The sequence below is a fragment of the Terrabacter sp. 05T424 genome, assembly GCF_056396225.1.
Window position 1 is genome coordinate 679780 of sequence record NZ_JBFTLB010000001.1, and the last position, 24048, is coordinate 703827.

Here is a 24048-nt window from a genome sequence, read left to right on the forward strand (position 1 = left end):
CACGGTGTAGGCCCGGGGTAGGAGCGCCCGGCTCGCGCGCCCCCTGCGCCGGGCTCGCGCGCCCCCTGCGCCGGCCCGGGTCCTCGGGAATGCCGGGCCCCTCCGGCGCGTTTGGGAGGAGGTGCGCCTCTCTGGCACACTCTTCCTTTGGACCGGTTCACGGTCGAGCGACCCACCAGGGTGGCGAGCGACGACACCGACCCGGCCGACTACCTCGAGGAGACGACGTTGAAGAAGGACCTTCACCCCGCCTACGTGGAGACCACGGTCACCTGCACCTGTGGCAACACGTTCACCACCCACAGCACCGAGCCCTCCGGCAAGATCGCCGCCGACGTGTGCTCGCAGTGCCACCCGTTCTACACGGGCAAGCAGAAGATTCTCGACACCGGCGGCCGCGTCGCCCGGTTCGAGGCCCGTTACGGCAAGAAGGCCGCCAAGTAGGTTTCCCGCACGCCGGCTCCCACGACTTCGGTCGTCGGGGGCCGGCGTTCGTGTTTCCGAGCCCCCAGCGCAGCGTGCCCCTCCCGCCCCGCTGACGCCGCCCCGACCACCGAAGGACCCCCCGTGCTGGACTCCGTGCAGTCGATCCTCGACGAGTACGCCGAGCTGGAGTCCCGGCTCGCCGACCCGGCCGTCCACAGCGACCAGGACCTCGTGCGCACCCTGAACAAGCGGTATGCCGCCCTGGCCCCGACCGTGGCCGCGGCGCGCGAGTGGACGGCGGCGGGCGACGACGTCGCGGCCGCCCGCGAGCTCGTGGCCGAGGACGCGTCGTTCGCCGAGGAGCTGCCCGCGCTCGAGGCCCGCCTCTCCGACGCCGAGGAGCACCTGCGCCGGATGCTCGTGCCCCGCGACCCCGACGACGACCGCGACGTCATCCTCGAGGTCAAGGCGGGGGAGGGGGGCGACGAGTCGGCGCTCTTCGCCGGCGACCTGCTGCGGATGTACCTGCGCTACGCCGAGCAGCGCGGCTGGAAGACCGCGGTCGAGGACTCCACCGAGAGCGACCTCGGGGGCTACAAGGACGTCCGGGTCTCGATCCGGGCCAAGGGCACACCCGGTCTCGGCGAGGCGCCATGGGCGCGTCTCAAGTACGAGGGCGGCGTCCACCGCGTCCAGCGCGTGCCGGTCACCGAGAGCCAGGGGCGCATCCACACCTCCGCCGCAGGCGTGCTCGTCATGCCCGAGGCCGAGGAGGTCGAGGTGGTCATCGACCCCAACGACCTGCGCATCGACGTCTACCGGTCCAGCGGCCCCGGGGGCCAGAGCGTCAACACGACCGACTCGGCCGTGCGCATCACCCACGTGCCGACGGGTCTGGTCGTCTCGTGCCAGAACGAGAAGTCGCAGCTGCAGAACAAGGAGGCCGCGATGCGCGTCCTCCGCGCCCGGCTGCACCAGATCGCCCAGGACGAGGCCGACGCCGAGGCATCCGCGGCCCGCCGCTCGCAGGTGCGCACCGTCGACCGCTCCGAGCGAATCCGCACCTACAACTTCCCCGAGAACCGCATCTCCGACCACCGCACCGGCTACAAGTCCTACAACCTCGACTCCGTGCTCGACGGTGACCTCGACCCGGTGGTCCAGTCCGCGCTCGACGCCGACGAGGCGGCCAAGCTCGCGGCACTCGCTGACGGCACGGGGTCGTCGGCGTGACCGACCTGCGTGACGGCATACGCGCTGCGGCCGGGCGGCTGCGCGCGGCCGGCGTGGCCTCCGCCGACGTCGATGCCGTCGAGCTCGCCGCCCACGTGCTGGGCGCCGACGCCTCCGAGGTGCGTCGCCTCATGGTGCTCGGGGGGCGCTCGCTGCCGCCGACGTATGCCGCCCTCGTCGACGAGCGCGCCCGCCGGGTGCCGCTCCAGCACCTCACGGGCCGCGCGCACTTCCGCCGGCTCACGCTCGCGGTCGGCCCGGGCGTCTTCGTGCCACGCCCCGAGACCGAGGTGCTCGTCGACCTCGCCCTCGCCGAGCTCGGGCAGCTCCCGTCGGCAGAGCGCGCCCCACGGGTCGTGGACCTCTGCTCGGGCTCGGGGGCGATCGCCCTGGCGGTCAAGCACGAGTGTCCCGACGCGGGGGTGCGCGGCCTCGAGCTGTCACCCGACGCGTACGCCTGGGCGGTGGCCAACCGCGACCGCCTCGGGATCGACGTCCTGCTCGTCAACGGCGACGCCACCGTCGAGTGCTTCCCCGACTGGGCCGGCACCGTCGACGTCGTCACCGTCAACCCGCCCTACATCCCCGTCGGGGCCGTGCCGCTGGACCCCGAGGTTCGCGACCACGACCCCGAGATCGCGCTCTACGGCGGCAGCGAGGACGGGCTGGCGATCCCGCTCGCAGTCGTACGCGTCGCTGCAGGCCTGCTGCGTCCCGGCGGTGTCGTGCTCGTCGAGCACGCGGACTCGCAGGGTGAGAGCCTGCCGCGTCGTCTCGGCTCGACCGGTCAGTGGGTCGATGTCATCGACCACCCCGACCTGTCCGGCCGTCCCCGGGTCACGACCGCGCGCCGAGCTGGCTGACCCGGGCGGAGGCGGACCCGGTCGCGGCGAACGCCGGGCCGCCCCCCTCGAGACGGCCGGCCCCAAGTAGGCTCGCCACCGTGAGCGAGCGCTACGACTGCACCGACCCCGAGCAGCGTGCCGATGGCATCCCGGCGGCCGGGGCCGCTGTGCGGCGCGGCGAGATCGTCGTCCTGCCGACCGACACCGTCTACGGCATCGGGTGTGACGCCTTCGACGCCAACGCCGTCGCGTCGGTGCTCGCGGCCAAGGGGCGCGGGCGCGACATGCCGCCGCCGGTGCTCATCCCGACGGCCCGCACCGCCCAGGGCCTGGCCACCCAGGTGCCCGACTACGCCCAGCGCCTCATGGAGCGTTTCTGGCCGGGACCGCTGACGCTCGTGCTCAAGGCGCAGACGTCGCTGCACTGGGACCTCGGGGAGACGAACGGCACCGTGGCCCTGCGCGTCCCCGACCACGAGCTCGCCCTCGAGCTGCTCGGCGACATCGGTCCCATGGCGGTCACGAGCGCCAACACGACGGGCGACCCCGCCGCCCGCACGGCCGACGAGGCCGTGGCCATGCTCGGTGAGTCCGTCGGGGTCTACCTCGACGGCGGCCCGGCCGGTGAGGGGCAGCCGTCGACCATCATCGACTGCACGGGCGAGACACCGGTGACGCTGCGCCTCGGTGCCCTCTCCCAGGCCGACATCGACGCCGCGCTCGAGCCCGAGCCGGTCGAGCTGGTCGAGCCGGTCGACCCGGTCGACGCCGAGCAGGCCGACCGCGCTGAGCCCGCACCAGCAGGCGGAACCGCGGGCGAGCCGGAGCTCGACTACGTGCCCGAGACCAACCCCTACGGCCCCGGGGTCATCCACGACGACGTGCCGCCCGAGGAGTCCACGGGCTTCCCCTCGGCAGTCGTCGTCGAGGGCGACCTGCCCACCCCCGAGAGCCCCTCGGGCGCGCGCCCCCCGACGGCATAGAGTTGGCTAGCGCTCGCGCCCCACTCCCGACCCACCCGGAGATCCCCCATGGCTGACGACACGTTCTACGGCTCCGACTTCGGCGCCTTGCAGTCCTTCGACCCCGACATCGCGGGGGTGCTCCTGTCCGAGCTCGACCGCATCCGCGGTGGGCTGCAGCTCATCGCCAGCGAGAACATCAGCTCGCCGGCCGTGCTGACGGCTCTGGGGTCGACCCTGTCGAACAAGTACGCCGAGGGCTACCCCGGTCGCCGCTACTACGGCGGCTGCGCTGAGGTCGACAAGGCCGAGCAGATCGCGATCGACCGCGCCAAGGAGCTCTTCGGCGCCGACCACGCCAACGTCCAGCCGCACTCCGGCGCGAGCGCCAACCAGGCTGTCTACGGCGCCTTCATGGCGCCCGGCGACACGATCCTCGCGATGGCGCTGCCGATGGGCGGCCACCTCACCCACGGCACCAAGGTCTCCTTCTCCGGCAAGTGGTTCAACGCCGTCCACTACGGCGTCGACAAGCAGTCCGAGGACATCGACTACGACCAGGTCGAGGCGCTCGCCAAGGAGCACCGGCCCAAGGTGATCTGTGCCGGTGGCTCCGCCATCCCGCGCCTCATCGACTTCCAGCGCTTCCGGGCCATCGCCGACGAGGTCGGCGCGATCCTCTGGGTCGACGCAGCCCACTTCATCGGCCTCGTCGCCGGCAAGGCGATCCCCTCGCCGGTCCCGTACGCCGACGTCGTCACCTTCACGACGCACAAGGTGCTCCGCGGCCCGCGTTCCGGCGCGCTCGTCTGCAAGGCCGAGCACCAGGCGGCCCTCGACAAGGCCGTCTTCCCGATGATGCAGGGCGGCCCGCAGATGCACACCATCGCGGCCAAGGCGGTCAACTTCAAGGAGGCCGCCACCCCCGAGTACGCCCAGTACGCCACCGACGTCATCGCCAACAGCAAGCAGCTCGCGGCCAGCCTGCTCGAGGTCGGCATCCGCCCGACCACCGGCGGCACCGACACGCACCTGTCGCTGCTCGACCTCCAGGGCGTGGGCGTCACGGGCAAGGAGGCCGAGGAGCGCGCCGACGCCGCCGGCATCGTGCTCAACAAGAACGCCATMCCGTTCGACCCGCAGAAGCCGAACATCGCGTCCGGCATCCGCGTCGGCACGCCGTCGGTCACGACCCAGGGGATGGGCCTGGAGGAGATGAAGACCATCGCCTCGCTCATCCACACGGCCGTCACCAAGGGCGACGCCGACCCCGAGCACGCCGTGAGCAAGCAGGTCCGCTCGGAGGTCACCGACCTCGTGACGCGGTTCCCGGCATACCCTCGCTGAGTGGGGTCCACCCGCGCGCGTCACGGCACGAACGAAGGTCGGTAGTTGCACGAGTACGTCCTCGTCCTCATCGTGGCCGCGGCGGTCACGTACCTCGCCACACCCTTCGTGCGCAGCGTCGCCGTCGCGACCGGAGCCTTCACCGCCGTCCGTGAGCGCGACGTCCACAAGACGCCGATCCCGCGGCTCGGGGGAGTGGGGATCTACCTCGGATTCGTCGCGGCGGTCCTCGTGGCCCGTGCGCTGCCCTACCTCGGCAGCCTGTTCTCGAGCCGGCAGCTGTGGGGCGTGGTCGTCGCCGGTGGCATCGTGTGCCTCCTCGGTGCCTTCGACGACATCCGCGAGCTGGACTGGCTGACGAAGCTCGCCGGGCAGATGCTCGCGGCCGGGCTGATGGCCTACACCGGGGTGCAGCTGCTCTCGCTGCCGATCTTCGGCACGACGATCCTGCCCACGCCGGTGCTCGTGCTCGTCACGGTCGTCGTCGTCATCGCCTCGACCAACGCGGTCAACTTCATCGACGGCCTCGACGGTCTGGCCGCGGGGGTCGTGGGCATCGCCTCGTTCGCGTTCTTCGTCTACAGCTACTCGGTGTCCAAGGCGTTCGAGCCCGCCGACGTGTTCTCGACGGCGACCCTGATCTCCGCCGCTCTCGTCGGGTGCTGCGCCGGCTTCCTGCCGCACAACTTCCACCCGGCCCGGCTCTTCATGGGCGACTCGGGCGCGCTCACCCTCGGGCTGCTCCTGTCGGCCGCGACGATCACCTTGACGGGCAACGTCGACCCGGGCCAGGTGAGCACCAACGACGTGTCGGCGGCGTTCCTGCCGATCCTCGTGCCCCTCGCGGTCCTGCTCCTGCCGCTGCTCGACATGCTCCTCGCCGTCGTGCGGCGCACCCGGGCCGGGCGCCGCCCCTGGCACCCCGACGCGATGCACCTGCACCACCGCATGCTGCGCATGGGCCACGGCCACCGCCGGGCCGTGCTCATCCTCTACCTCTGGGCGGCCATCGTCGCCCTGGGCTCGGTCTCCTTCGTCATCTGGGACGGCCTCCGTCCGCTCGCGGTCGTCGGCGTCGCCGCCGCGATGGGTGTCGTGCTCACCGTCTGGCTTCCGCGGTGGAGGCCCTCCGAGCGCTTGTGATAGCATTCACAAGCACCTGAGGGGAGTCTGGGAACGACTCTCCGAGGCGCTGAAATCGCTTTACGCACAGTCGATCACGGCAACATCCGTGATCAGCCCGAGCCCCGCCCGCACTACGCCTCACGACGCACCCAGGCAGGTTTTCTTGAGCGCCACACCGGCCCCGAGCGCATCACAGTCAGATGCGTTCGCGCAGCTCCTCCGGGGGTCCCTGCTGCCGACCGCTGCCGCTGGACTGGTGTGCATCGTCGTCGGCCTCTTCTCCAGCCCCAAGGCAGCGTGGTCGGCAGCCCTCGGCGCCGCCATCGTGATCTTCTTCTTCAGCCTCACGCTGCTGGTCATGAAGCGCACGGCCGATCTGGCGCCCACGACGACGATGATGATCGTGATGGCGACCTACACCTTCAAGGTGGTCGTGCTCGGCATCGTCATGTTCGCCCTGCGCGACGTGACCTGGGCCTCCGGCTACGCCATCGGCCTGTCCGTCACGGTGTGCGCCGTCGTCTGGCTGTTCTTCGAGATGCGGGCCTACAAGCACCTGCGCATCTTCGCCTACGACCCCGACGGCGAGGCATCCCTCGACCAGCCCCCCACCCGGGAGCCGCGTGATGAGCCGTGACACGGGAGGTCACCATGACCACGTCACCCAACGACGAGCCGACGCCCGACGAGCACACGCCCGACGGGCCGGCGCCCACGCAGGGGCCGCCCCCACGCGATGCCGACGAGGAGCTGCGCGCGTTCAACACCCGCGAGCAGGACTCCGCCTGGCGGGCTGTCGCCTACCTGCTGTCGGGACCCCTCGTCTACGGCGGCCTGGGTGCCCTGGCCGACCACTGGCTGGGCACGTCATGGCTCGTCGGAGCCGGGATCGTGGGTGGGATGGCCCTGTCGCTCTACCTGATCTGGTTCCGATACGGTACCCATTGAGCCCAGCGGCCCCCGTGCTGTCGCACAGTGCGCCCCGAGCCAGCACACCGACCTGGGATCCCGCCCGCAGCACGACGCCGGGCGACGATCCAGCACCGCTGACGCAGAGCGTCACCCGAAGTGCCCAGAACCTACGAAGGAGTAACCCGTGAGCATCGTGGCCGCCGCCCCGACGGACTACACCGCCCCCGGTATCGAGGAGTTCTGGCAGCCCCTCATCGGCGACGGTCCGTGGGCGATCACGCGTCCGATCTTCCTGATGGTCTTCGCGACCGGCCTCATCATCTGGTGGCTGCTCGCCACCACGAAGAAGAGGGCCCTCGTGCCGAGCCGCGGGCAGATGGGCACCGAGGCTGTCTACGGCCTGGTCCGCAACGGCGTCGCCAAGGACCTCATCGGCAGCCACGAGTTCATGAGGTTCGTGCCCCTGCTCTTCTCGATGTTCGTGCTGATCCTCGTCAACAACTTCTTCGGCGTCATCCCGCCGATGAGCTACCCGACGATGAGCCGCATCGGCTTCCCGATCGCCCTGGCCCTCATCGTCTGGGTCGTCTTCCACGTCGTGGGCATGAAGAAGCACGGCTTCTTCGGCTACTGGAAGTCGCTCGTCCCGGCCGGCCTGCCCAAGGGCATGATCGTCCCGATCTTCATCCTCGAGCTGATCACCGACCTGTTCACGCGCCCGGTCACCCTGGCGCTGCGACTCTTCGGCAACATGTTCGCCGGCCACATCCTCATGGTCCTGTTCATCACCGGTGGCTGGTACATGCTCACCTCGGGCGGCGTCCTCATCGTCGCCGGCGGCGTCACGTGGGTCTTCGCCTTCGTCATGACGCTCTTCGAGCTGCTGGTCGAGTTCCTGCAGGCCTACGTCTTCACCCTGCTCGCCGCCCTCTACATCGCCGGCGCGGTCGCCGACGAGCACTGAGCGCCCACCGACTTCTCAGACTGCACCACCTGCACCACCCGTGCTTCGCCCAGCCCGGCTGACAACCGCCAGCCGGACAACACAAGAAGGAATGGAACAAACATGACTGGCAACATCGCCATCCTCGGTTACGGCCTCTCCGCCATCGGCCCCGGTATCGGTGTCGGTCTGATCTTCGCCGCCTACATCAACGGCGTCGCGCGTCAGCCCGAGGCCCGCGGCATGCTCCAGCCGATCGCCTTCCTCGGCATGGCCATCACCGAGGCGCTCGCCATCTTCGGTATCGCGCTCGCCTTCGTCTTCAAGGGCTGACGCCCCTTCCCGGGGCATCCCGAGACATCGTTCGATTCTCACTAGGAGCACCTCATGCAAGCAGTGACCGTGACCGCCGAGGGCGGCGAAGGCGGCTTCTGGGCCACCGCGGCACCGATCATCCCGCACCCGCTCGAGTTCTTCTTCGGTCTGGCGTGCTTCGCGATCCTCTACTACGTCGTCAAGACGCGGGTCGTGCCGCGCCTCGAGCAGATCTATGCCGAGCGCACCGCGGCCATCGAGGGCGGCATGAACAAGGCCGAGGAGGCCCAGGCGCAGGCCCAGGCGGCGCTCGAGCAGTACCAGGCGCAGCTCGTCGAGGCCCGCTCCGAAGCCGCCCGCATCCGTGAGGACGCCAAGGCCCAGGGCGCGCAGATCATCGCCGAGATGCGTGAGCACGCAGCCTCCGAGGCCGCGCGCATCACCGACACGGCGCACAAGCAGATCGAGGCCGAGCGCCAGCAGGCCGTGGTCTCGCTCCGCGGCGACGTCGGCCGCATCTCGACCGACCTCGCCAGCCGCATCGTCGGCGAGTCGCTGCACGACGAGACCCGCCAGAAGGGCATCGTCGAGCGCTTCCTGGCCGAGCTCGAGTCCGGCGACGTCGTGCGTGAGAAGGTCGGCGGTCCTGCCGGCAGCCAGGGCGGAGACGCCTGATGCAGGGACCCTCACGCGCAGCAGCGGCGACCAGCCGCGAGGCGTTCACCGGTGTGCTCGCGGCCGGTGCCGACCGGTCGCGGTTGGCCGGGGAGCTCTTCGCCGTCGTCGACGTCCTCGACGGCAACGCGACCCTGCGTCGCGCCGTCTCCGACCCGGCGCGCGAGGGCTCTGACAAGGCGCAGCTCACCGAGAGGCTCTTCTCCGGCAAGGTCAGCGCCGAGTCGCTGGTCGTGCTCAAGGGAGTCGCCGGCCAGCGCTGGAGCTCCGAGCGCGACCTCTCCGACACCCTCGAGGCGTATGCCGTCGAGTCCGTCATCGCCGCGGCCGAGGCGGGCGACCGTGCCGACCGCGTCGAGGACGAGCTGTTCCGCTTCGAGCGGATCGTCGCGGCCGACGCGCCGCTTCGGGCGGCGCTGACCGACTCGCAGGCCCCCGTCGACAAGCGCGCCGACCTCGTGTCGTCCCTGCTCCGCGACAAGGCCGCCCCCGAGACGCTCCTGCTGGCCCGTCAGGCCGTCGTCGCCCCGCGCGGTCGCCGGTTCGACCGGGTCATCGAGTCCTACCTCGAGACGGCCTCGAGCCGCCGCGAGCAGCAGACGGCCACCGTCACCTCGGCCGTCCCGCTCACCGACGACGACCGCGCCCGCCTCGCTGCGGGCCTTGCCTCCGTCTACGGCGGCACGGTCCACGTCAACACCGTCGTCGACCCCCGGGTCATGGGCGGGGTCAAGGTCGAGATCGGTGACGAGGTCATCGACGGAACCGTCATCCGCAAGCTCGACGCGGCCCGCCGGGCCATGGGCGCCTGAGGCGCCCACCACCAGCTGTGAACAACCATTGGCCCGTCCTGCGGGTCGAGACCGAGGAGAAGATCTGACATGACGGAGCTTTCGATCCGTCCGGAGGAGATCCGGGACGCACTGGACTCGTTCGTCCAGTCCTACGAGCCCGGCGCGGCCTCCCGCGAAGAGGTCGGCCGCGTCACCGACGCCGGTGACGGCATCGCTCACGTCGAGGGTCTGCCCTCGGCCATGACCAACGAGCTGCTCCAGTTCGAGGACGGCACGCTCGGCCTCGCCCTGAACCTCGACGTCCACGAGATCGGCGTCGTCGTCCTCGGTGATTTCGCGGGCATCGAGGAGGGCCAGACCGTCAAGCGCACGGGCGAGGTCCTCTCGGTCCCGGTCGGTGACGACTTCCTCGGCCGCGTCGTCGACCCGCTCGGCAACCCCATCGACGGCCTCGGCGACATCAAGTCCGACGAGCGCCGCGCCCTCGAGCTGCAGGCGCCCAACGTCGTCCAGCGCAAGTCGGTGCACGAGCCGCTCCAGACCGGCATCAAGTCGATCGACGCGATGACCCCGATCGGCCGCGGTCAGCGCCAGCTCATCATCGGCGACCGCCAGACCGGCAAGACGACGGTCGCGATCGACACGATCATCAACCAGAAGCGCAACTGGGAGTCCGGCGACCCCGACGCCCAGGTCCGCTGCATCTACGTCGCGATCGGCCAGAAGGGCTCGACCATCGCGTCGGTGCGCGGCACCCTCGAGGAGGCCGGCGCGCTCGAGTACACCACGATCGTCGCGGCCCCCGCGTCCGACTCGGCGGGCTTCAAGTATCTCGCGCCCTACACCGGCTCGGCCATCGGCCAGCACTGGATGTACCAGGGCAAGCACGTCCTCATCGTCTTCGACGACCTGTCCAAGCAGGCCGAGGCCTACCGCGCCGTGTCGCTGCTGCTGCGCCGTCCGCCGGGCCGCGAGGCCTACCCGGGTGACGTGTTCTACCTGCACTCGCGGCTGCTCGAGCGTTGCGCGAAGCTGTCCGACGACCTCGACCACGGCTCGATGACCGGTCTGCCGATCATCGAGACGAAGGCCGGTGACGTCTCCGCGTACATCCCGACCAACGTCATCTCGATCACCGACGGCCAGATCTACCTGCAGGCCGACCTGTTCAACGCCAACGTGCGTCCGGCCATCGACGTGGGTGTCTCCGTCTCCCGAGTCGGCGGCGCCGCGCAGATCAAGGCGATGAAGTCGGTCGCCGGTCGACTCAAGCTCGACCTCGCGCAGTTCCGTGCGATGGAGGCGTTCGCGATGTTCGCCTCCGACCTCGACCCCGCCTCGCGAGCCCAGCTCGCCCGTGGTGCGCGCCTCGTCGAGCTGCTCAAGCAGCCGCAGAGCTCGCCGTACCCCGTCGAGGAGCAGGTCGTCTCGATCTGGACCGGTACGACCGGCAGGCTCGACGACGTCGCGGTGGAGGATGTCCGCACCTTCGAGACCGAGCTGCTCGAGACGCTGCGTCGCGACGGCAAGATCCTCCAGACGATCCGCGAGACCCTCAAGCTCGACGAGGACACCGAGACGGCCCTGGCCAAGGTCGTCGACGAGGTCAAGTTCACCTTCCGGGGCACCGGCAAGGACGGCCTCGAGGCCGGCAACGAGGAGTTCGACGAGATCGCCGACGACCAGATCACCCAGGCGAAGATCGTCAAGCAGAAGTGACCACCTCCCGTATGCCGCCCGGCCAGCCGGGCGGCATACGGGACCGGGCGTGAGCCCACCCTGCCGGCAACCACAGACTTTTCAGAGACCAAGAGAGGCGGAGCACATGGGAGCGCAGATGCGGATCTACCGCCAGCGCATCAAGTCCGTCAACTCCATCAAGAAGATCACCAACGCGATGGAGCTGATCGCGGCCGCACGCGTCGTCAAGGCCCGCCAGCGGGCCACCGAGGCGATGCCGTACACGACCGCGCTGACGCGTGCCGTGTCCGCGGTGGCGACCAACACGAACGAGGACCACCCGTTGACGACGGCGAAGGAGACCGCGAAGCGGGCCGGTGTCGTCATCATCACGGCGGACCGCGGACTTGCCGGTGCCTACTCCGTCGCGGCGATCAAGGAGAGCGCGGAGCTCATCTCCAAGCTGACCGCCGAGGGCAAGGAGGTCGTGCCCTACCTCGTCGGCCGCAAGGCCGTGAGCTACTTCAAGTTCCGCAAGCGCGACTACGCCGCCGAGTGGACCGGCTTCTCCGACGCCCCGACGTTCGAGAACGCCAAGGAGATCGCCGACCGCATCACGGCCGACTTCCTCAAGCCCACGGAGGAGGGCGGCCACGACGAGATCCACATCGTCTTCACGCGCTTCCGCTCGATGGTCCGCCAGGACCCGCACGTGCTGCGACTGCTGCCGCTCGAGGTCGTCGAGGCCGACGACGCCGGTGAGGACACCGACCTCGACCTGTCGGTGAACCGCTATGAGGAGGGGCAGATCCCGCCCGAGTACTCCTTCGAGCCGAGCGCTGCCGAGGTGCTGGACCTGCTGCTGCCGAAGTACGTCCGCAACCGCATCTTCACCGCGCTGCTCAGCTCGGCGGCCTCCGAGCTCGCCGCCCGCCAGCGGGCGATGAAGTCGGCCACCGACAACGCGACGGAGCTGATCAAGACCTACCAGCGCCTCGCCAACCAGGCCCGTCAGGCCGGCATCACCCAAGAGATCAGCGAAATCGTGGGCGGCGCCAACGCCCTCGCCGACGCCAAGAAGTAACGCCCACAGGTAAGGAAGCAGACCACCATGACTGCAACTGTCAGCGACACCACGTGGACGGCCCCGCCCGCGGGCGGCGTCGGACGCATCTCCCGCATCATCGGCCCGGTCGTCGACGTGGAGTTCCCCGTCGACGCCATGCCCGAGCAGTACAACCTGCTCACGACCGAGGTCACCCTCGCCGGCGAGACGAAGAACCTCAACCTCGAGGTCGCCCAGCACATCGGCGACAACATGGTCCGAGCGATCTCGCTGCAGCCGACCGACGGTCTCGTGCGCGGCTCGGCCGTGCAGGACACCGGCGGCCCGATCACCGTCCCCGTCGGTGACGTGACCCTCGGCCACGTGTTCAACACGACCGGCGAGTGCATGAACCTCGCCGAGGGCGAGAAGCTCGAGGTCAAGGAGCGGTGGGGCATCCACCGCAAGGCACCCGCCTTCGACCAGCTCGAGTCCAAGACCACGATGTTCGAGACGGGCATCAAGGTCATCGACCTGATGACCCCATACGTCCAGGGTGGCAAGATCGGCCTCTTCGGTGGCGCCGGCGTCGGCAAGACGGTGCTCATCCAGGAGATGATCGCCCGTGTCGCCCGTGACCACGGTGGTGTGTCGGTGTTCGCCGGTGTCGGTGAGCGCACCCGTGAGGGCAACGACCTCATGGTCGAGATGGAGGAGGCGGGCGTCCTCGGACAGACCGCCCTCGTCTTCGGGCAGATGGACGAGCCGCCGGGCACGCGCCTGCGCGTCGCCCTGTCGGCGCTGACCATGGCGGAGTACTTCCGCGACGTCCAGAAGCAGGACGTGCTCCTCTTCATCGACAACATCTTCCGCTTCACGCAGGCGGGCTCGGAGGTCTCGACCCTCCTCGGCCGCATGCCGTCCGCCGTGGGCTACCAGCCCACCCTGGCCGACGAGATGGGCACCCTGCAGGAGCGCATCACGTCCACGCGCGGTCACTCGATCACCTCGATGCAGGCGATCTACGTGCCGGCCGACGACTACACCGACCCGGCTCCGGCCACGACCTTCGCGCACCTCGACGCGACGACCGAGCTCTCGCGTGACATCGCGTCGATGGGTATCTACCCGGCTGTCGACCCGCTGTCCTCGACCTCGCGCATCCTCGACCCGCGCTACGTGGCGGCCGATCACTACAACACGGCCGTGCGCATCAGGTCGATCCTGCAGCGCAACAAGGAGCTGCAGGACATCATCGCGATCCTCGGTATCGACGAGCTCTCCGAAGAGGACAAGATCCTCGTCAACCGCGCCCGTCGCATCCAGCGCTTCCTGTCGCAGAACACCTACGTGGCCAAGCAGTTCACCGGCATCGAGGGTTCGACCGTGCCGCTGTCCGACACGATCGAGGCGTTCACGAAGATCGCCGACGGCGAGTACGACCACGTCGCCGAGCAGGCCTTCTTCATGTGTGGTGGCCTCGACGACGTCGAGCGCCAGTGGTCGGAGATCCAGAAGAACCTCTGATGTCGCACCGCTCGGTCGCCAGGTGTGACCGAGCAGACACACGCCAGCGCCGGTGTCCCGAAAGGGATGCCGGCGCTGTGTCGTTGTAGCAACTGACGAGTTACGTCGACCAGCAAGGAGACACCGTCATGACCCAGCCCACCCAGCCCACCCATTCCGCTCCAGCGCGTCACCGCGTCGTGGTCATCGGATCGGGCTTCGGAGGACTGTTCAGCACACAGAAGCTGAAGGGCGCCGACGTCGACGTCACCCTCATCGCCCGCACCACGCACCACCTGTTCCAGCCCCTGCTCTACCAGGTGGCGACCGGCATCCTCTCCGAGGGCGAGATCGCGCCGTCGACGCGTGAGGTGCTGCATCGCCAGCGCAACGCGAAGGTCCTGCTCGGCGACGTGACCGACATCGACCTCGAGGCCCGCACGGTGACGCACACGGCCCTCGGGCGCGAGACGGTCACCCCCTATGACTCGCTCATCGTCGCGGCCGGTGCCGGACAGTCGTGGTTCGGCAACGACCAGTTCGCCCGGCACGCGCCGGGCATGAAGTCCATCGACGACGCCCTCGAGCTGCGCGGGCGCATCTTCGGCTCGTTCGAGCTCGCCGAGCTCGCCTCGACCCCTACCGAGATCGAGCGCCTCATGACCTTCGTCGTCGTCGGCGCCGGCCCCACGGGCGTCGAGATGGCCGGCCAGATCTCCGAGCTGGCCAAGCGCACCCTGCGTCGCGACTTCCGCCGCATCGACCCGACCAAGGCGCGCGTCATCCTGCTCGACGCGGCACCGGCCGTGCTGGGCTCGTTCGGCGAGAAGCTCGGCGACCGCGCCGTCAAGCGCCTCACCGAGATGGGCGTCGAGGTCCGCCTGGGCGCCAAGGTGGTCGACGTCGACTCGACCGGCATCGAGGTCGAGCTGGGCGACGGCTCCCGCCAGCGCATCGAGTCGGTCTGCAAGGTGTGGGCGGCCGGCGTCAGCGCCTCGCCCCTCGGGCGACAGCTCGCCGAGCAGTCCGGTGCCGGCATCGACCGTGCGGGCCGCGTGGAGGTGAACGACGACCTCACCCTGCCGGGTCACCCTGAGGTCTTCGTCGTCGGCGACATGATGTCGCTGCGGGGGCTGCCGGGCGTCGCCCAGGTCGCGATCCAGGGTGGCCGCTACGCCGCCGAGCAGATCGAGCGACGGCTCGAGGGCCAGCCCCCGAAGGGCCGCTTCGAGTACTTCGACAAGGGCTCGATGGCGACGATCTCGCGCTTCTCGGCCGTCGCGTCGGTGGGCAAGGCCCAGTTCAGCGGCTTCATCGCCTGGATCCTCTGGCTGGCCGTGCACCTCGTCTACATCATCGGCTTCAAGCACCGCATCACGACCCTGCTGCACTGGGTCGTCACCTTCATCGGGCGCGGCCGCTCTGAGCGGGTCGTCACCGAGCAGCAGGTCTTCGCACGCCAGGCGATCGCCGACCTCGGGTCCGGGTACAGCCCCGAGCTGCCACGGCTGGACAAGGACCGGCCCGGCGAGCAGTAGCCCGACCGAGGCGTCCACGCACTCCACGTCGCAACGGCGCTGGGCCGGCTCCCACTCTCGGGAGCCGGCCCAGCGGCATACGTGCTCGGACGGCTCAGGGGACGAGGCGCTCCACGGCAGCGCCGAGGCGCGGGAGCGCAGCGACGACGTGCTCCTTGGCCTTGCCGCGCAGCGAGCCGTAGACCTTCGCGGCAGAGCCGTGCGACGTGCTCGCCGCCTTGGCGTCGGTGACGGACAGCAGGGCGTCGGCGGCGGCGTCGGGCTGCGCCACGAGGTGGGCACCGAAGGACTGGTCGCCCTTGGTGGCCCAGAACGGGTCGAGCGCGACGGCGAACTGGGGGAGCAGGCGGTCGGTGGCGCTCGTGACGAAGTTGCCGCCGAGCTTCTTCGCGGCGGCGTAGCCGGCCTTGACGGCGGCGCCCCCGAGGCCGGACTTGTCGGCGACCTCGGCGTCGATCACGTCGGTGAGCGTCGCGACGGCCACGGGGCGGCGGGTCGGCTCGAGAAGGGCATCGGACACGGCAGTGCTCATCGGTAATGACTCCTGTGGAGGGTGGGGAACCGGTGCGGGTGGCCCATGCCACCTCGCGTACGGAGCATCCTTCCAGAGGCACTAAACTGCAGAGCACACCCCCACGATCCGGAGGAAACGTGAGTTCGCTCAAGGTTGAGATGGTTGCCGCCGACCGGAAGGTCTGGGAGGGCGAGGCCAAGTTCGTACGCGCCCGGTCCATCTCGGGCGAGCTGGGCATCCTGCCCGGCCACACCCCCCTGCTCGGCGTCCTCGTCGAGGGCGAGGTCGCCATCGAGTCGCTCGAGGGCGACCGACGCACGGTGACCGTCGACGGTGGCTTCCTCTCCGTCGACTCCGACGTGGTCACGATCGTGGCCGAGCACGTCGACGCGTCGTCGCTGCAGGCGAACTGAGGTCACGCGTGCCGTCCGTTCTCGTCTCGACCGAGATCGTGATCGGCACGCTCCTGGTGGTCGCGGTGGTCGTCCTCGCGACGACCTATCTGCGCCGCCGCTACATCGCGAAGGGCCTGCCGCTGACGCTCTGCGGCCTGCGCCCGACGCAGACCGACCGCTGGCGCCTCGGCCTCATCCGGTTCGGTGACAACGCCCTCGAGTGGCACGCGCTCGGGGGCGTCTCTGTGCGCCCGAAGCACCGGTGGCTGCGCCAGCGACTCCTCCTCGACGCTCCTGAGCTGCTCGTCGGGCGCGACACGATCCCCCTGCTGCCCGACGCGAGCCGCGTCCCCTGCACCGACGGCGACACCGCGTTCGAGCTCGCCCTGCAGGGTCCGGCCTACACCGCGCTGCGGTCGTGGCAGGAGGCCGCACCTCCCGGCTACAACGTCAACGTCGCCTGACACCAGGGGCGGGTCTGTCGGCCCCGCCTCAAGTCGGCGGCTGTTCGACTGAGATCGGGCGCCAGATCGCGCAGCTGGTGCGTCCTGGCGACAGCGGTTGCGCGATCTCACGCGCGATCAGGCACCTTGCCGGCTGTGCACCATGACAGCCATCGCCACGTCATCGACCCAGACGTCCGAGGTCGTGAGCCGGTGTCCGGCAGGATCATGCAGTTCAGGGTTGGCCCAGATCTCGGGCAGCACCGCCGATGTGGACAGCAGCCGCAGCAGGTCCGCCTCGGGCAGCGACCACGCTCCGGAGGCCGCGAACGACAGCCCGGAGTGAAGGCGGCGCGAGCCGACCTGGCCGCGGGCGAGCACCCAGTGGAGCAGATCGCTCATCCGGGCCTTGCGCGAGCGCGCCGCAGACACGAGCACGGCACGGGCTCGTTCGTCCGAGGGCGCCACCGCGGCGGGGTCGACGGCGGCCCGCGCGGGGGAGGACACCCGAAGCGGTCCACGCAGGTGGAGCTGCTCATCGAGCAGGGTGGTGTTGCGCACGACGACCCACGCGTGCACGCGGGCCCGGAGCGGCGCCGGGACGAGCACGTGGACCGGGTTGGTCACCGTGAGGTCACCGATGCCGTGCAGCGCGGCCGCGGTCGGGCCTGCCAGCCAGCTCTGTGGTCCGGCGAAACAGGTGCGGGTCCGCCGACGAGCCGCGCCGGGGCTGAGTTGGCGCACGTGGTCGCCGGCCCCGGGGCGTATGCCGGGTGGCTGGGTCAGTGCTTCTTGTGGCGCTCGGGCTTCTCGACGCGGCCGCCGCCCGGCTGCCAGAGGATGTCCCCACCGATGGGCTTGTTGGCGACCCGGGCGAGGATGAAGAGCAGGTCCGAGAGCCGGTTGAGGTACTTCGCCGTCAGCACGTTGACGCCGCCGACCCCACGCACGTCGGTGCCCTCCGAAGCCGGTTCGGTGCCGTGCTGGTCGACGGCAGCCCACGCGGAGCGCTCGGCGCGACGCACGATCGTGGTCGCCAGGTGCAGGTGCGCCGAGCCGGCCGTGCCGCCGGGCAGGATGAACGACCGCAGCTTCTCGACCGACTCGAGGTAGTGGTCGCAGTCGGCCTCGAGGTCGTCGATCCACGGCTGCTCGACCCGCAGGGGCGGGTAGTCATAGGTCTGGCGCAACGGCGTGGACAGGTCGGCCCCGACGTCGAAGAGCTCGTTCTGCACTCGCTGCAGGGTCGCCTTCACCTCATCGGGCAGCTCGCCGCACGCGACCGCGATGCCGATGGCCGCGTTGGCCTCGTTCGAGTCGGCGTACGCGTGCAGCCTGGCGTCGTTCTTGCTGACCCTCGAGAAGTCGCCGAGGCTCGTCGTGCCGTCGTCGCCGGTGCGCGTGTAGATCCGCGTCAGGTTGACCATGGGCACACTCTCTCACCCGCCGGAGCCCGGGTCGGCGGCGGCCGGCGGCCGATAGGGTTCGGGGGGTGAGAGAGCGATTCCGGGTCGTCGGCGGCGCGCACCTCGTCGGCGAGGTGGCCGTCGTGGGGGCCAAGAACAGCGCCCTCAAGCTGATGGCCGTGGCCCTGCTCGCGGTGGGCCGCACCACCCTGACAAACGTCCCGGCCATCGCCGACGTGACGATCATGGCCGAGCTGCTGCGACGGCTCGGCGTGGGCGTCGACTACGACCCGGCGGCCGGGACCGTCGTGCTCGACGTCCCCGAGCGCATCGGCCACCGCGCCGACTACGAGCTCGTGCGGGCCCTGCGGGCCTCGATCTCCGTGCTGGGACCGCTCGTGGCCCGCGTGGGCGAGGCCGACGTCGCCGTGCCGGGTGGCGACGCCATCGGTTCACGTGGCCTCGACCTGCATGCGGCCGGTCTCGAGGCCCTCGGCGCCCAGGTCCACGTCACGCACGGCTACCTCGTCGCGACCGCCCCGAACGGCCTGCACGGCGCCGAGATCCGCCTGGACTTCCCGAGCGTCGGCGCCACCGAGAACATCCTCACCGCCGCGGTCCTGGCCCGCGGCACGACGACGATAGACAACGTCGCCAAGGAGCCCGAGATCGTCGACATCGCCGAGATGCTCACCTCCATGGGCGCGCGGGTCGAGGGCGCGGGGACCTCGCGCATCACCGTCTCCGGGGTCGACTCGCTCGCGCCGTGCGATCACGCCGTCGTTCCCGACCGCATCGCGGCCGGCACGTGGGCCTTCGCCGCGGCCACCACCCGTGGCGACATCGAGGTCGTCGGCGGCGTCGCCGACCACCTGCGGGCGCCGCTCGGCGCGCTCGAGCGGGCCGGCTGCCACGTCGAGGCCACCGACCGGGGGTTCCGCGTCTCGGCCAACGGTCGCAGCGTGCGGGCCTTCGACGTGGCGACCCTGCCCTACCCGGGCTTCCCGACCGACCTGCAGCCCTTCGCCCTGGCCTACAACGCGGTGGCCGAAGGGTCCGCGATGGTCACGGAGAACCTCTTCGAGGCCCGCTTCCGCACCGTCCAGGAGCTGGCCCGGCTCGGGGCCGACGCCCAGGTGGACGGCCACCACGTCATGACCCACGGCGTGCCGATCCTCTCGGGGGCGCCGGTCGAGAGCAGCGACATCCGGTCCGGGGCGGCCCTCGTCATCGCCGGACTCGTGGCCGAGGGCGACACCCTCGTCAGCGGCGTGCACCACATCGACCGCGGCTACCCCAGGTTCGAGCAGGCCCTCCGGGCGCTCGGCGCGGAGGTCACCCGCGAGCCCGACGACGCGCCGTTCGAGTAACCCGCACCCGCCGGGCAGGCGACCGTGACGGCGCCGGCGTGTCCGCTTTGTCCCAAGCGTTCGGATGCTGCATCGGCGGGCCCTCGAACTTTGTCGCGAGGTACGTATTTTCTTGACCACATCTTGACTCCTAGGGGCAACGATTCGGCAGGCTGACGCGTCATCATGGGTGACGGCACAGCGTTGAGAGGGGTCTACATGACGCTGCACACCCACAGCAGGGGACCGGTCAGGGTGCTCGACGCACCCGATGGCCACGACGTGATCATCGAGGGTCGGCTCGATGTCCACACCGTTCCCGACATCCGCGACGCCATCCACGCCGTGATCGTGCTCGGCCCGGGTGAGCTCCGTCTCCACCTCGGCAGCGCCGAGATCGGCGACGCCACCGGGCTCGGCGTCATCGTCCACCTGCATCGCCGAGCCACGCGGGCCGAACGCCGCCTGCTGCTGGTCGACGCCAGCGACCGCACCACGCGGTTGCTGCGCGGCTGCCGGCTTGAGCGCATCATCGCGCCGCGTCACGCCGTCACTGTGGCGCCTCTCACCGCCTGAGCGCCTCCCCACCGCAGCACCCCGCCACTACCGTCGAGCCATGTCTTCGACGGAGAGCACGCCGCACCCGACCGCCCGGGTGACGCCCGACCGTCCGTGGGTGATGCGCACGTATGCCGGCCACTCGAGTGCCGCTGCGAGCAACGCGCTCTACCGCCGCAACCTCGCCAAGGGACAGACCGGACTGTCCGTCGCCTTCGACCTGCCGACCCAGACGGGCTACGACCCCGACCACGTGCTCTCGCGAGGAGAGGTCGGCAAGGTCGGCGTTCCCGTCAGCCACATCGGCGACATGGAGGCGCTCTTCGATGCGATCCCGCTGCGCGAGATGAACACCTCGATGACGATCAACTCCACGGCGATGTGGCTGCTCGCGCTCTACCAGGTGGCCGCCGAGCGCCAGGCCGAGGCCGCGGGTGACGACCCGGCGGAGTGGGTGCACGCTCTCGCCGGCACCACCCAGAACGACATCATCAAGGAGTACCTCTCGCGGGGCACCTACGTGTTCCCGCCGGCTCCGTCGCTGCGGCTGATCACCGACATGGTCGCCTACACCGTGCGCGAGATCCCGAAGTGGAACCCCATCAACATCTGCAGCTACCACCTGCAGGAGGCGGGCGCCACGCCCGTGCAGGAGATCGCGTACGCCATGTCGACCGCGGTCGCGGTGCTCGATGCGGTGCGCGACTCGGGGCAGGTGCCGGCCGAGGAGTTCTCGAGCGTCGTCGCGCGGATCTCCTTCTTCGTCAACGCTGGTGTGCGGTTCGTCGAGGAGATGTGCAAGATGCGCGCCTTCGTCGAGCTGTGGGACGAGCTGACCCGCGACCGCTACGGCGTGACCGACGCCAAGGCCCGCCGCTTCCGCTACGGCGTGCAGGTCAACAGCCTCGGGCTGACCGAGGCGCAGCCCGAGAACAACGTCCAGCGCATCGTCCTCGAGATGCTCGCCGTGACCCTCTCGAAGGACGCGCGCGCCAGGGCCATCCAGCTCCCGGCCTGGAACGAGGCGCTCGGCCTGCCGCGGCCGTGGGACCAGCAGTGGAGCCTGCGCATGCAGCAGGTGCTCGCCTACGAGTCCGACCTGCTCGAGTACGACGACCTGTTCGCGGGCTCCGCCGTGGTCGAGGCCAAGGTCGCCGAGCTCGTCGCCGGGGCCAGGGCCGAGATGGCGCGCATCGACGAGATGGGCGGAGCTGTCGCCGCGGTCGAGTCCGGCTACATGAAGTCGGCCCTCGTCGCCTCGCACGCCGAGCGCCGCCGCCGCATCGAGGCCGGCGACTCAGTCATCGTCGGCCTCAACAAGTTCGAGACCACCGAGCCCAACCCGCTCACCGCCGACCTCGACACCGCGATCCAGACCGTCGACGCCGGCGTCGAGCACGCGGCCGCCGAGGCCGTACGCGTGTGGCGCGAGTCGCGTGACGTCGACCCGGCCCGTCGCGACCGTGCGGTAGCCGCGCTCGACCGACTGCGCGCCGACGCGGCCTCCGGCACCAACCTCATGGCTGCGTCGCTCGACTGCGCCCGGGCCGAGGTCACGACGGGGGAGTGGGCCGGTGCCCTGCGCGAGCAGTTCGGTGAGTACCGCGCTCCCACAGGCGTTTCGGGCTCGGTGGGCGTCGGCTCGAGCGAGCCCGGTGACGCCCTGGCCAGAGTCCGCGACCTCGTGGCCCGCACGGGCGACGACCTCGGTGAGAAGCTGCGCATCCTCGTCGGCAAGCCGGGGCTCGACGGGCACAGCAACGGTGCCGAGCAGGTCGCCGTGCGGGCCCGCGACGCGGGCTTCGAGGTCGTCTACCAGGGCATCCGCCTCACCCCGGAGCAGATCGTCGCCGCCGCGGTCGCCGAGGACGTCCACCTCGTCGGTCTTTCGATCCTCAGCGGCTCGCACATGGAGCTCGTGCCGGAGGTGCTCAGAGGCCTCGAGGAGGCCGGTGCGGCCGACCTGCCCGTCATCGTCGGAGGCATCATCCCCGAGTCCGACGCAGCCGCCCTCAAGGCTGCCGGGGTCGCGATGGTCTTCACCCCGAAGGACTTCGGGCTCAACGACATCATGGGCGAGATGGTCGGGGTGATCCGGACCGCCCGGGGACTCGCGCCGCTCGAGACCGCACCGGCCTGACTGGCGTAGCGTCGGGGCATGAGCGACCTGCAGTGCGCCGCACGGATCGTCGTGGTCAACCCCCCGGGGCTCTCCGACGTCGCGTGGCTCGCCTCGGCGATCCACCTCGAGAAGGTCCAGGCGGTGTATGCCGCCGACGACGTGCCCGACACCGGCCCGGTCGAGACCCTGGCCGACGACCTCGGGGTGCCCTCGCACCTCGGCCACGGTGACCTCCACGACGGCTCCGACGGGTTCGGCGAGCTCGTCGACCGGCACCGTGGCGAGTGCGTCGTCGTCGTGCGGGGCGGTGCCGACACAGACCCCGTGATGCTGCTCGTCGACGCCGACGGCACCACCCGAGCGCCCATCGAGGGACTGACCTGATGGCGGTTGTGTCGACAGCAGCGGCGGTCGTCGCGCAGCTCGAGCAGGAGCGCACCGAGGCCGACCTGGCCAAGGTGCAGTCCCGCCTCGCCGACGGTGAGGCAGCCATCGGCGTGCGCATGGGAACACTGTTCGCGATCGCGAAGACGAACACCGGGATGCCGCTGGCCGAGGTCCAGCGGCTGCTCGCCCACCCGGCCTACGAGCCCCGGCTTGCAGCCTTCTGCATCCTCGACTTCAAGGCACGGCGCAAGCGCACCGGCGCCCACGAGCGCGGCACGCTGGCCCGCACCTACCTCGGCCACCACCACGCGATCACCTCGTGGGACATGGTCGACCGCGCCGCGCCCCGAGTCGTGGGCGGTTGGCTGGTGGGCAAGGACAAGCAGCTCCTGCGCGACCTGGCCGGGTCAGCCGACCCGCTTCGACGGCGCACCGCCATGACCGCGCCCCTCGGCTTCCTCGACACCGCCGACCTCGAGGCCGGCTACGACATCGCCGAGATGCTCCATGCAGACCGAGATCCCTTGGTGCACAAGCCGGTCGGCATCTTCCTCAAGCACGCTGGTGAGCGAGACCGCCAACGGCTGGTCAGGTTCCTCGTGTCCAACGTGGACACCATGCCGAGGCCGGCCGTGCGGCTGGCCGTCGAGAAGCTGCCGGCTGAGGTCCGGTCACGCTGGGTCGGGCGCTGACGGCGCGACCCAGCCGCGCTGCATACGGCCGCGGTCGTCAGAAGAGGCGTGACTCGGCGTCGTCGATGCCCTTGAGGGCGTCGTAGTCGAGCACGACGCAGCGGATGCCGCGGTCCTCGGCGAGGGTGCGAGCCTGCGGCTTGATCTGCTGGGCGGCGAAGACGCCCGTCACCGGCGCGAGGTGCGGGTCGCGGTTCATCAGCTCGAGGTAGCGGGTCAGCTGCTCGACGCCGTCGATCTCGCCGCGGCGCTTGATCTCGACCGCGACGCTGACGCCGGCCGAGTCCTTGGCGAGGATGTCGACCGGGCCGATGGCCGTCATGTACTCGCGGCGCACGAGCGAGTATCCGTTGCCGAGGGTGTGGATGTGCTCGGCGAGCAGCTTCTGCAGGTGCGCCTCGACGCCGTCCTTGACGAGACCGGGGTCGACGCCGAGCTCGTGCTCCGAGTCGTGCAGCACCTCGTGGATCAGCACGGTCAGGCGGTCCTCGCTCTTCGCGTGCTGCACCCGCCACACCGCCACGACCCCGTCGCCGACCTGGGTCTCGTCGGGCTCGACCTCGGCCATGGTGCACGGGGGCGACATCCAGTTGAGCGGCTTGTAGGAGCCGCCGTCGCTGTGGACGAGCACCGAGCCGTCGGACTTGACGAGGAGCAGCCGTGTCGCGAGCGGGAGATGGGCTGTGAGCCGACCGTCGTAGTCGACGCTGCAGCGGGCAATGACGAGACGCACCGGACCACCCTAGAGGAGGTGGCGATCGGTCGCGCGCAGCCGGCGTGGGGAGCGTCACCCCGGGGACGGGTGTGGGCGGCATACGCCCTCTGGGAGACTTTCG

Annotated in this window: 27 protein-coding genes; 23 read left to right on the forward strand and 4 right to left on the reverse strand. The window is 70.3% G+C overall.

The genetic code is table 11. The features are described 5' to 3' along the window. Window positions 1-228 precede the first annotated feature (228 nt). From rpmE to AC1DE0_RS03220, 16 genes are all read left to right on the forward strand, one after another. Window positions 229-444, forward strand: coding sequence for a 50S ribosomal protein L31 (gene rpmE / locus AC1DE0_RS03145; RefSeq protein WP_442291945.1), 216 nt, complete (start codon window positions 229-231; stop codon window positions 442-444). 123 nt (window positions 445-567) lie between these two features. Then, window positions 568-1659: a peptide chain release factor 1 gene (gene prfA / locus AC1DE0_RS03150; RefSeq protein WP_478097015.1), complete on the forward strand. Its 1092-nt coding sequence runs from the start codon at window positions 568-570 to the stop codon at window positions 1657-1659. After that, window positions 1656-2522 (forward strand): peptide chain release factor N(5)-glutamine methyltransferase, encoded by an 867-nt coding sequence (prmC, locus tag AC1DE0_RS03155; protein ID WP_478097017.1) that lies wholly within the window; start codon window positions 1656-1658, stop codon window positions 2520-2522. The genes prfA and prmC overlap by 4 nt, the downstream gene beginning before the upstream one ends. An 80-nt stretch (window positions 2523-2602) precedes the next feature. Beyond that, window positions 2603-3487, forward strand: coding sequence for an L-threonylcarbamoyladenylate synthase (locus AC1DE0_RS03160; protein ID WP_478097019.1), 885 nt, complete (start codon window positions 2603-2605; stop codon window positions 3485-3487). Between the two features lie 48 nt (window positions 3488-3535). Continuing rightward, window positions 3536-4813 (forward strand): serine hydroxymethyltransferase, encoded by a 1278-nt coding sequence (locus tag AC1DE0_RS03165; RefSeq protein ID WP_478097021.1) that lies wholly within the window; start codon window positions 3536-3538, stop codon window positions 4811-4813. A 45-nt stretch (window positions 4814-4858) separates the two neighbouring features. Beyond that, complete coding sequence (locus tag AC1DE0_RS03170; protein ID WP_478097023.1) at window positions 4859-5956, forward strand: glycosyltransferase family 4 protein; 1098 nt, start codon at window positions 4859-4861, stop codon at window positions 5954-5956. A 145-nt stretch (window positions 5957-6101) separates the two neighbouring features. Next, window positions 6102-6575: a hypothetical protein gene (locus AC1DE0_RS03175; protein ID WP_478097025.1), complete on the forward strand. Its 474-nt coding sequence runs from the start codon at window positions 6102-6104 to the stop codon at window positions 6573-6575. 14 nt (window positions 6576-6589) lie between these two features. Beyond that, the gene (locus tag AC1DE0_RS03180; RefSeq protein ID WP_478097027.1) at window positions 6590-6886 is read left to right on the forward strand and encodes an AtpZ/AtpI family protein; all 297 of its coding nucleotides are present in this window, start codon (window positions 6590-6592) and stop codon (window positions 6884-6886) included. A gap of 148 nt (window positions 6887-7034) precedes the next feature. Continuing rightward, complete coding sequence (gene atpB, locus AC1DE0_RS03185) at window positions 7035-7814, forward strand: F0F1 ATP synthase subunit A (RefSeq protein WP_478097029.1); 780 nt, start codon at window positions 7035-7037, stop codon at window positions 7812-7814. A gap of 102 nt (window positions 7815-7916) precedes the next feature. After that, window positions 7917-8126 (forward strand): ATP synthase F0 subunit C, encoded by a 210-nt coding sequence (atpE, locus tag AC1DE0_RS03190; RefSeq protein WP_020142944.1) that lies wholly within the window; start codon window positions 7917-7919, stop codon window positions 8124-8126. A gap of 54 nt (window positions 8127-8180) precedes the next feature. After that, window positions 8181-8783: a F0F1 ATP synthase subunit B gene (locus tag AC1DE0_RS03195; RefSeq protein ID WP_478097031.1), complete on the forward strand. Its 603-nt coding sequence runs from the start codon at window positions 8181-8183 to the stop codon at window positions 8781-8783. After that, window positions 8783-9595, forward strand: coding sequence for a F0F1 ATP synthase subunit delta (locus tag AC1DE0_RS03200; RefSeq protein ID WP_478097033.1), 813 nt, complete (start codon window positions 8783-8785; stop codon window positions 9593-9595). Before AC1DE0_RS03195 ends, AC1DE0_RS03200 begins: the two co-directional genes overlap by 1 nt. Window positions 9596-9664: 69 nt before the next feature. Continuing rightward, window positions 9665-11296 (forward strand): F0F1 ATP synthase subunit alpha, encoded by a 1632-nt coding sequence (gene atpA / locus AC1DE0_RS03205; RefSeq protein ID WP_478097035.1) that lies wholly within the window; start codon window positions 9665-9667, stop codon window positions 11294-11296. Window positions 11297-11402: 106 nt separating this feature from the next. Beyond that, on the forward strand, window positions 11403-12341 hold the full coding sequence (locus tag AC1DE0_RS03210; protein WP_478097037.1) for a F0F1 ATP synthase subunit gamma: 939 nt from the start codon (window positions 11403-11405) through the stop codon (window positions 12339-12341). A 27-nt stretch (window positions 12342-12368) separates the two neighbouring features. Further along, on the forward strand, window positions 12369-13829 hold the full coding sequence (gene atpD, locus AC1DE0_RS03215) for a F0F1 ATP synthase subunit beta (protein ID WP_478097039.1): 1461 nt from the start codon (window positions 12369-12371) through the stop codon (window positions 13827-13829). A 128-nt stretch (window positions 13830-13957) separates the two neighbouring features. Next, a complete protein-coding gene (locus AC1DE0_RS03220) occupies window positions 13958-15346 on the forward strand; it encodes an NAD(P)/FAD-dependent oxidoreductase (RefSeq protein WP_478097041.1) in 1389 nt (462 codons plus the stop codon). Window positions 15347-15440: 94 nt separating this feature from the next. Here the strand turns inward: AC1DE0_RS03220 and AC1DE0_RS03225 are convergent, their stop codons facing one another. Next, the gene (locus AC1DE0_RS03225) at window positions 15441-15878 is read right to left on the reverse strand and encodes a DUF6918 family protein (RefSeq protein WP_478097044.1); all 438 of its coding nucleotides are present in this window, start codon (window positions 15876-15878) and stop codon (window positions 15441-15443) included. Window positions 15879-15997: 119 nt separating this feature from the next. On the opposite strand from AC1DE0_RS03225, the gene AC1DE0_RS03230 reads away from it, so the two are divergent. Together AC1DE0_RS03230 and AC1DE0_RS03235 are read left to right on the forward strand one after the other, a co-directional pair. Further along, complete coding sequence (locus AC1DE0_RS03230) at window positions 15998-16273, forward strand: F0F1 ATP synthase subunit epsilon (protein WP_045188430.1); 276 nt, start codon at window positions 15998-16000, stop codon at window positions 16271-16273. An 8-nt stretch (window positions 16274-16281) separates the two neighbouring features. Beyond that, the gene (locus AC1DE0_RS03235; RefSeq protein WP_478097047.1) at window positions 16282-16719 is read left to right on the forward strand and encodes a DUF2550 domain-containing protein; all 438 of its coding nucleotides are present in this window, start codon (window positions 16282-16284) and stop codon (window positions 16717-16719) included. A 117-nt stretch (window positions 16720-16836) separates the two neighbouring features. Here AC1DE0_RS03235 and AC1DE0_RS03240 read toward each other — a convergent pair whose 3' ends face one another. Together AC1DE0_RS03240 and AC1DE0_RS03245 are read right to left on the reverse strand one after the other, a co-directional pair. Then, on the reverse strand, window positions 16837-17442 hold the full coding sequence (locus AC1DE0_RS03240; RefSeq protein WP_478097049.1) for a hypothetical protein: 606 nt from the start codon (window positions 17440-17442) through the stop codon (window positions 16837-16839). Between the two features lie 38 nt (window positions 17443-17480). Then, window positions 17481-18125 carry a cob(I)yrinic acid a,c-diamide adenosyltransferase gene (locus AC1DE0_RS03245; protein WP_478097051.1) on the reverse strand — a complete coding sequence of 215 codons (645 nt, stop codon included), beginning with the start codon at window positions 18123-18125 and terminating at the stop codon, window positions 17481-17483. Between the two features lie 65 nt (window positions 18126-18190). On the opposite strand from AC1DE0_RS03245, the gene murA reads away from it, so the two are divergent. From murA to AC1DE0_RS03270, 5 genes are all read left to right on the forward strand, one after another. After that, window positions 18191-19474, forward strand: coding sequence for a UDP-N-acetylglucosamine 1-carboxyvinyltransferase (gene murA, locus AC1DE0_RS03250; protein WP_478097053.1), 1284 nt, complete (start codon window positions 18191-18193; stop codon window positions 19472-19474). 198 nt (window positions 19475-19672) lie between these two features. Beyond that, on the forward strand, window positions 19673-20029 hold the full coding sequence (locus AC1DE0_RS03255) for an STAS domain-containing protein (protein WP_478097054.1): 357 nt from the start codon (window positions 19673-19675) through the stop codon (window positions 20027-20029). Between the two features lie 103 nt (window positions 20030-20132). Then, entirely contained in the window at window positions 20133-22151 is a 2019-nt protein-coding gene (locus AC1DE0_RS03260; protein ID WP_478097752.1) for a protein meaA, read from the forward strand. Between the two features lie 18 nt (window positions 22152-22169). Further along, window positions 22170-22517 (forward strand): hypothetical protein, encoded by a 348-nt coding sequence (locus AC1DE0_RS03265; RefSeq protein ID WP_478097056.1) that lies wholly within the window; start codon window positions 22170-22172, stop codon window positions 22515-22517. Beyond that, the gene (locus tag AC1DE0_RS03270; protein ID WP_478097058.1) at window positions 22517-23212 is read left to right on the forward strand and encodes a DNA alkylation repair protein; all 696 of its coding nucleotides are present in this window, start codon (window positions 22517-22519) and stop codon (window positions 23210-23212) included. The genes AC1DE0_RS03265 and AC1DE0_RS03270 overlap by 1 nt, the downstream gene beginning before the upstream one ends. Window positions 23213-23249: 37 nt before the next feature. Here AC1DE0_RS03270 and nucS read toward each other — a convergent pair whose 3' ends face one another. Next, the gene (gene nucS, locus AC1DE0_RS03275) at window positions 23250-23945 is read right to left on the reverse strand and encodes an endonuclease NucS (protein WP_478097060.1); all 696 of its coding nucleotides are present in this window, start codon (window positions 23943-23945) and stop codon (window positions 23250-23252) included. Between the last annotated feature and the right edge of the window lie 103 nt (window positions 23946-24048).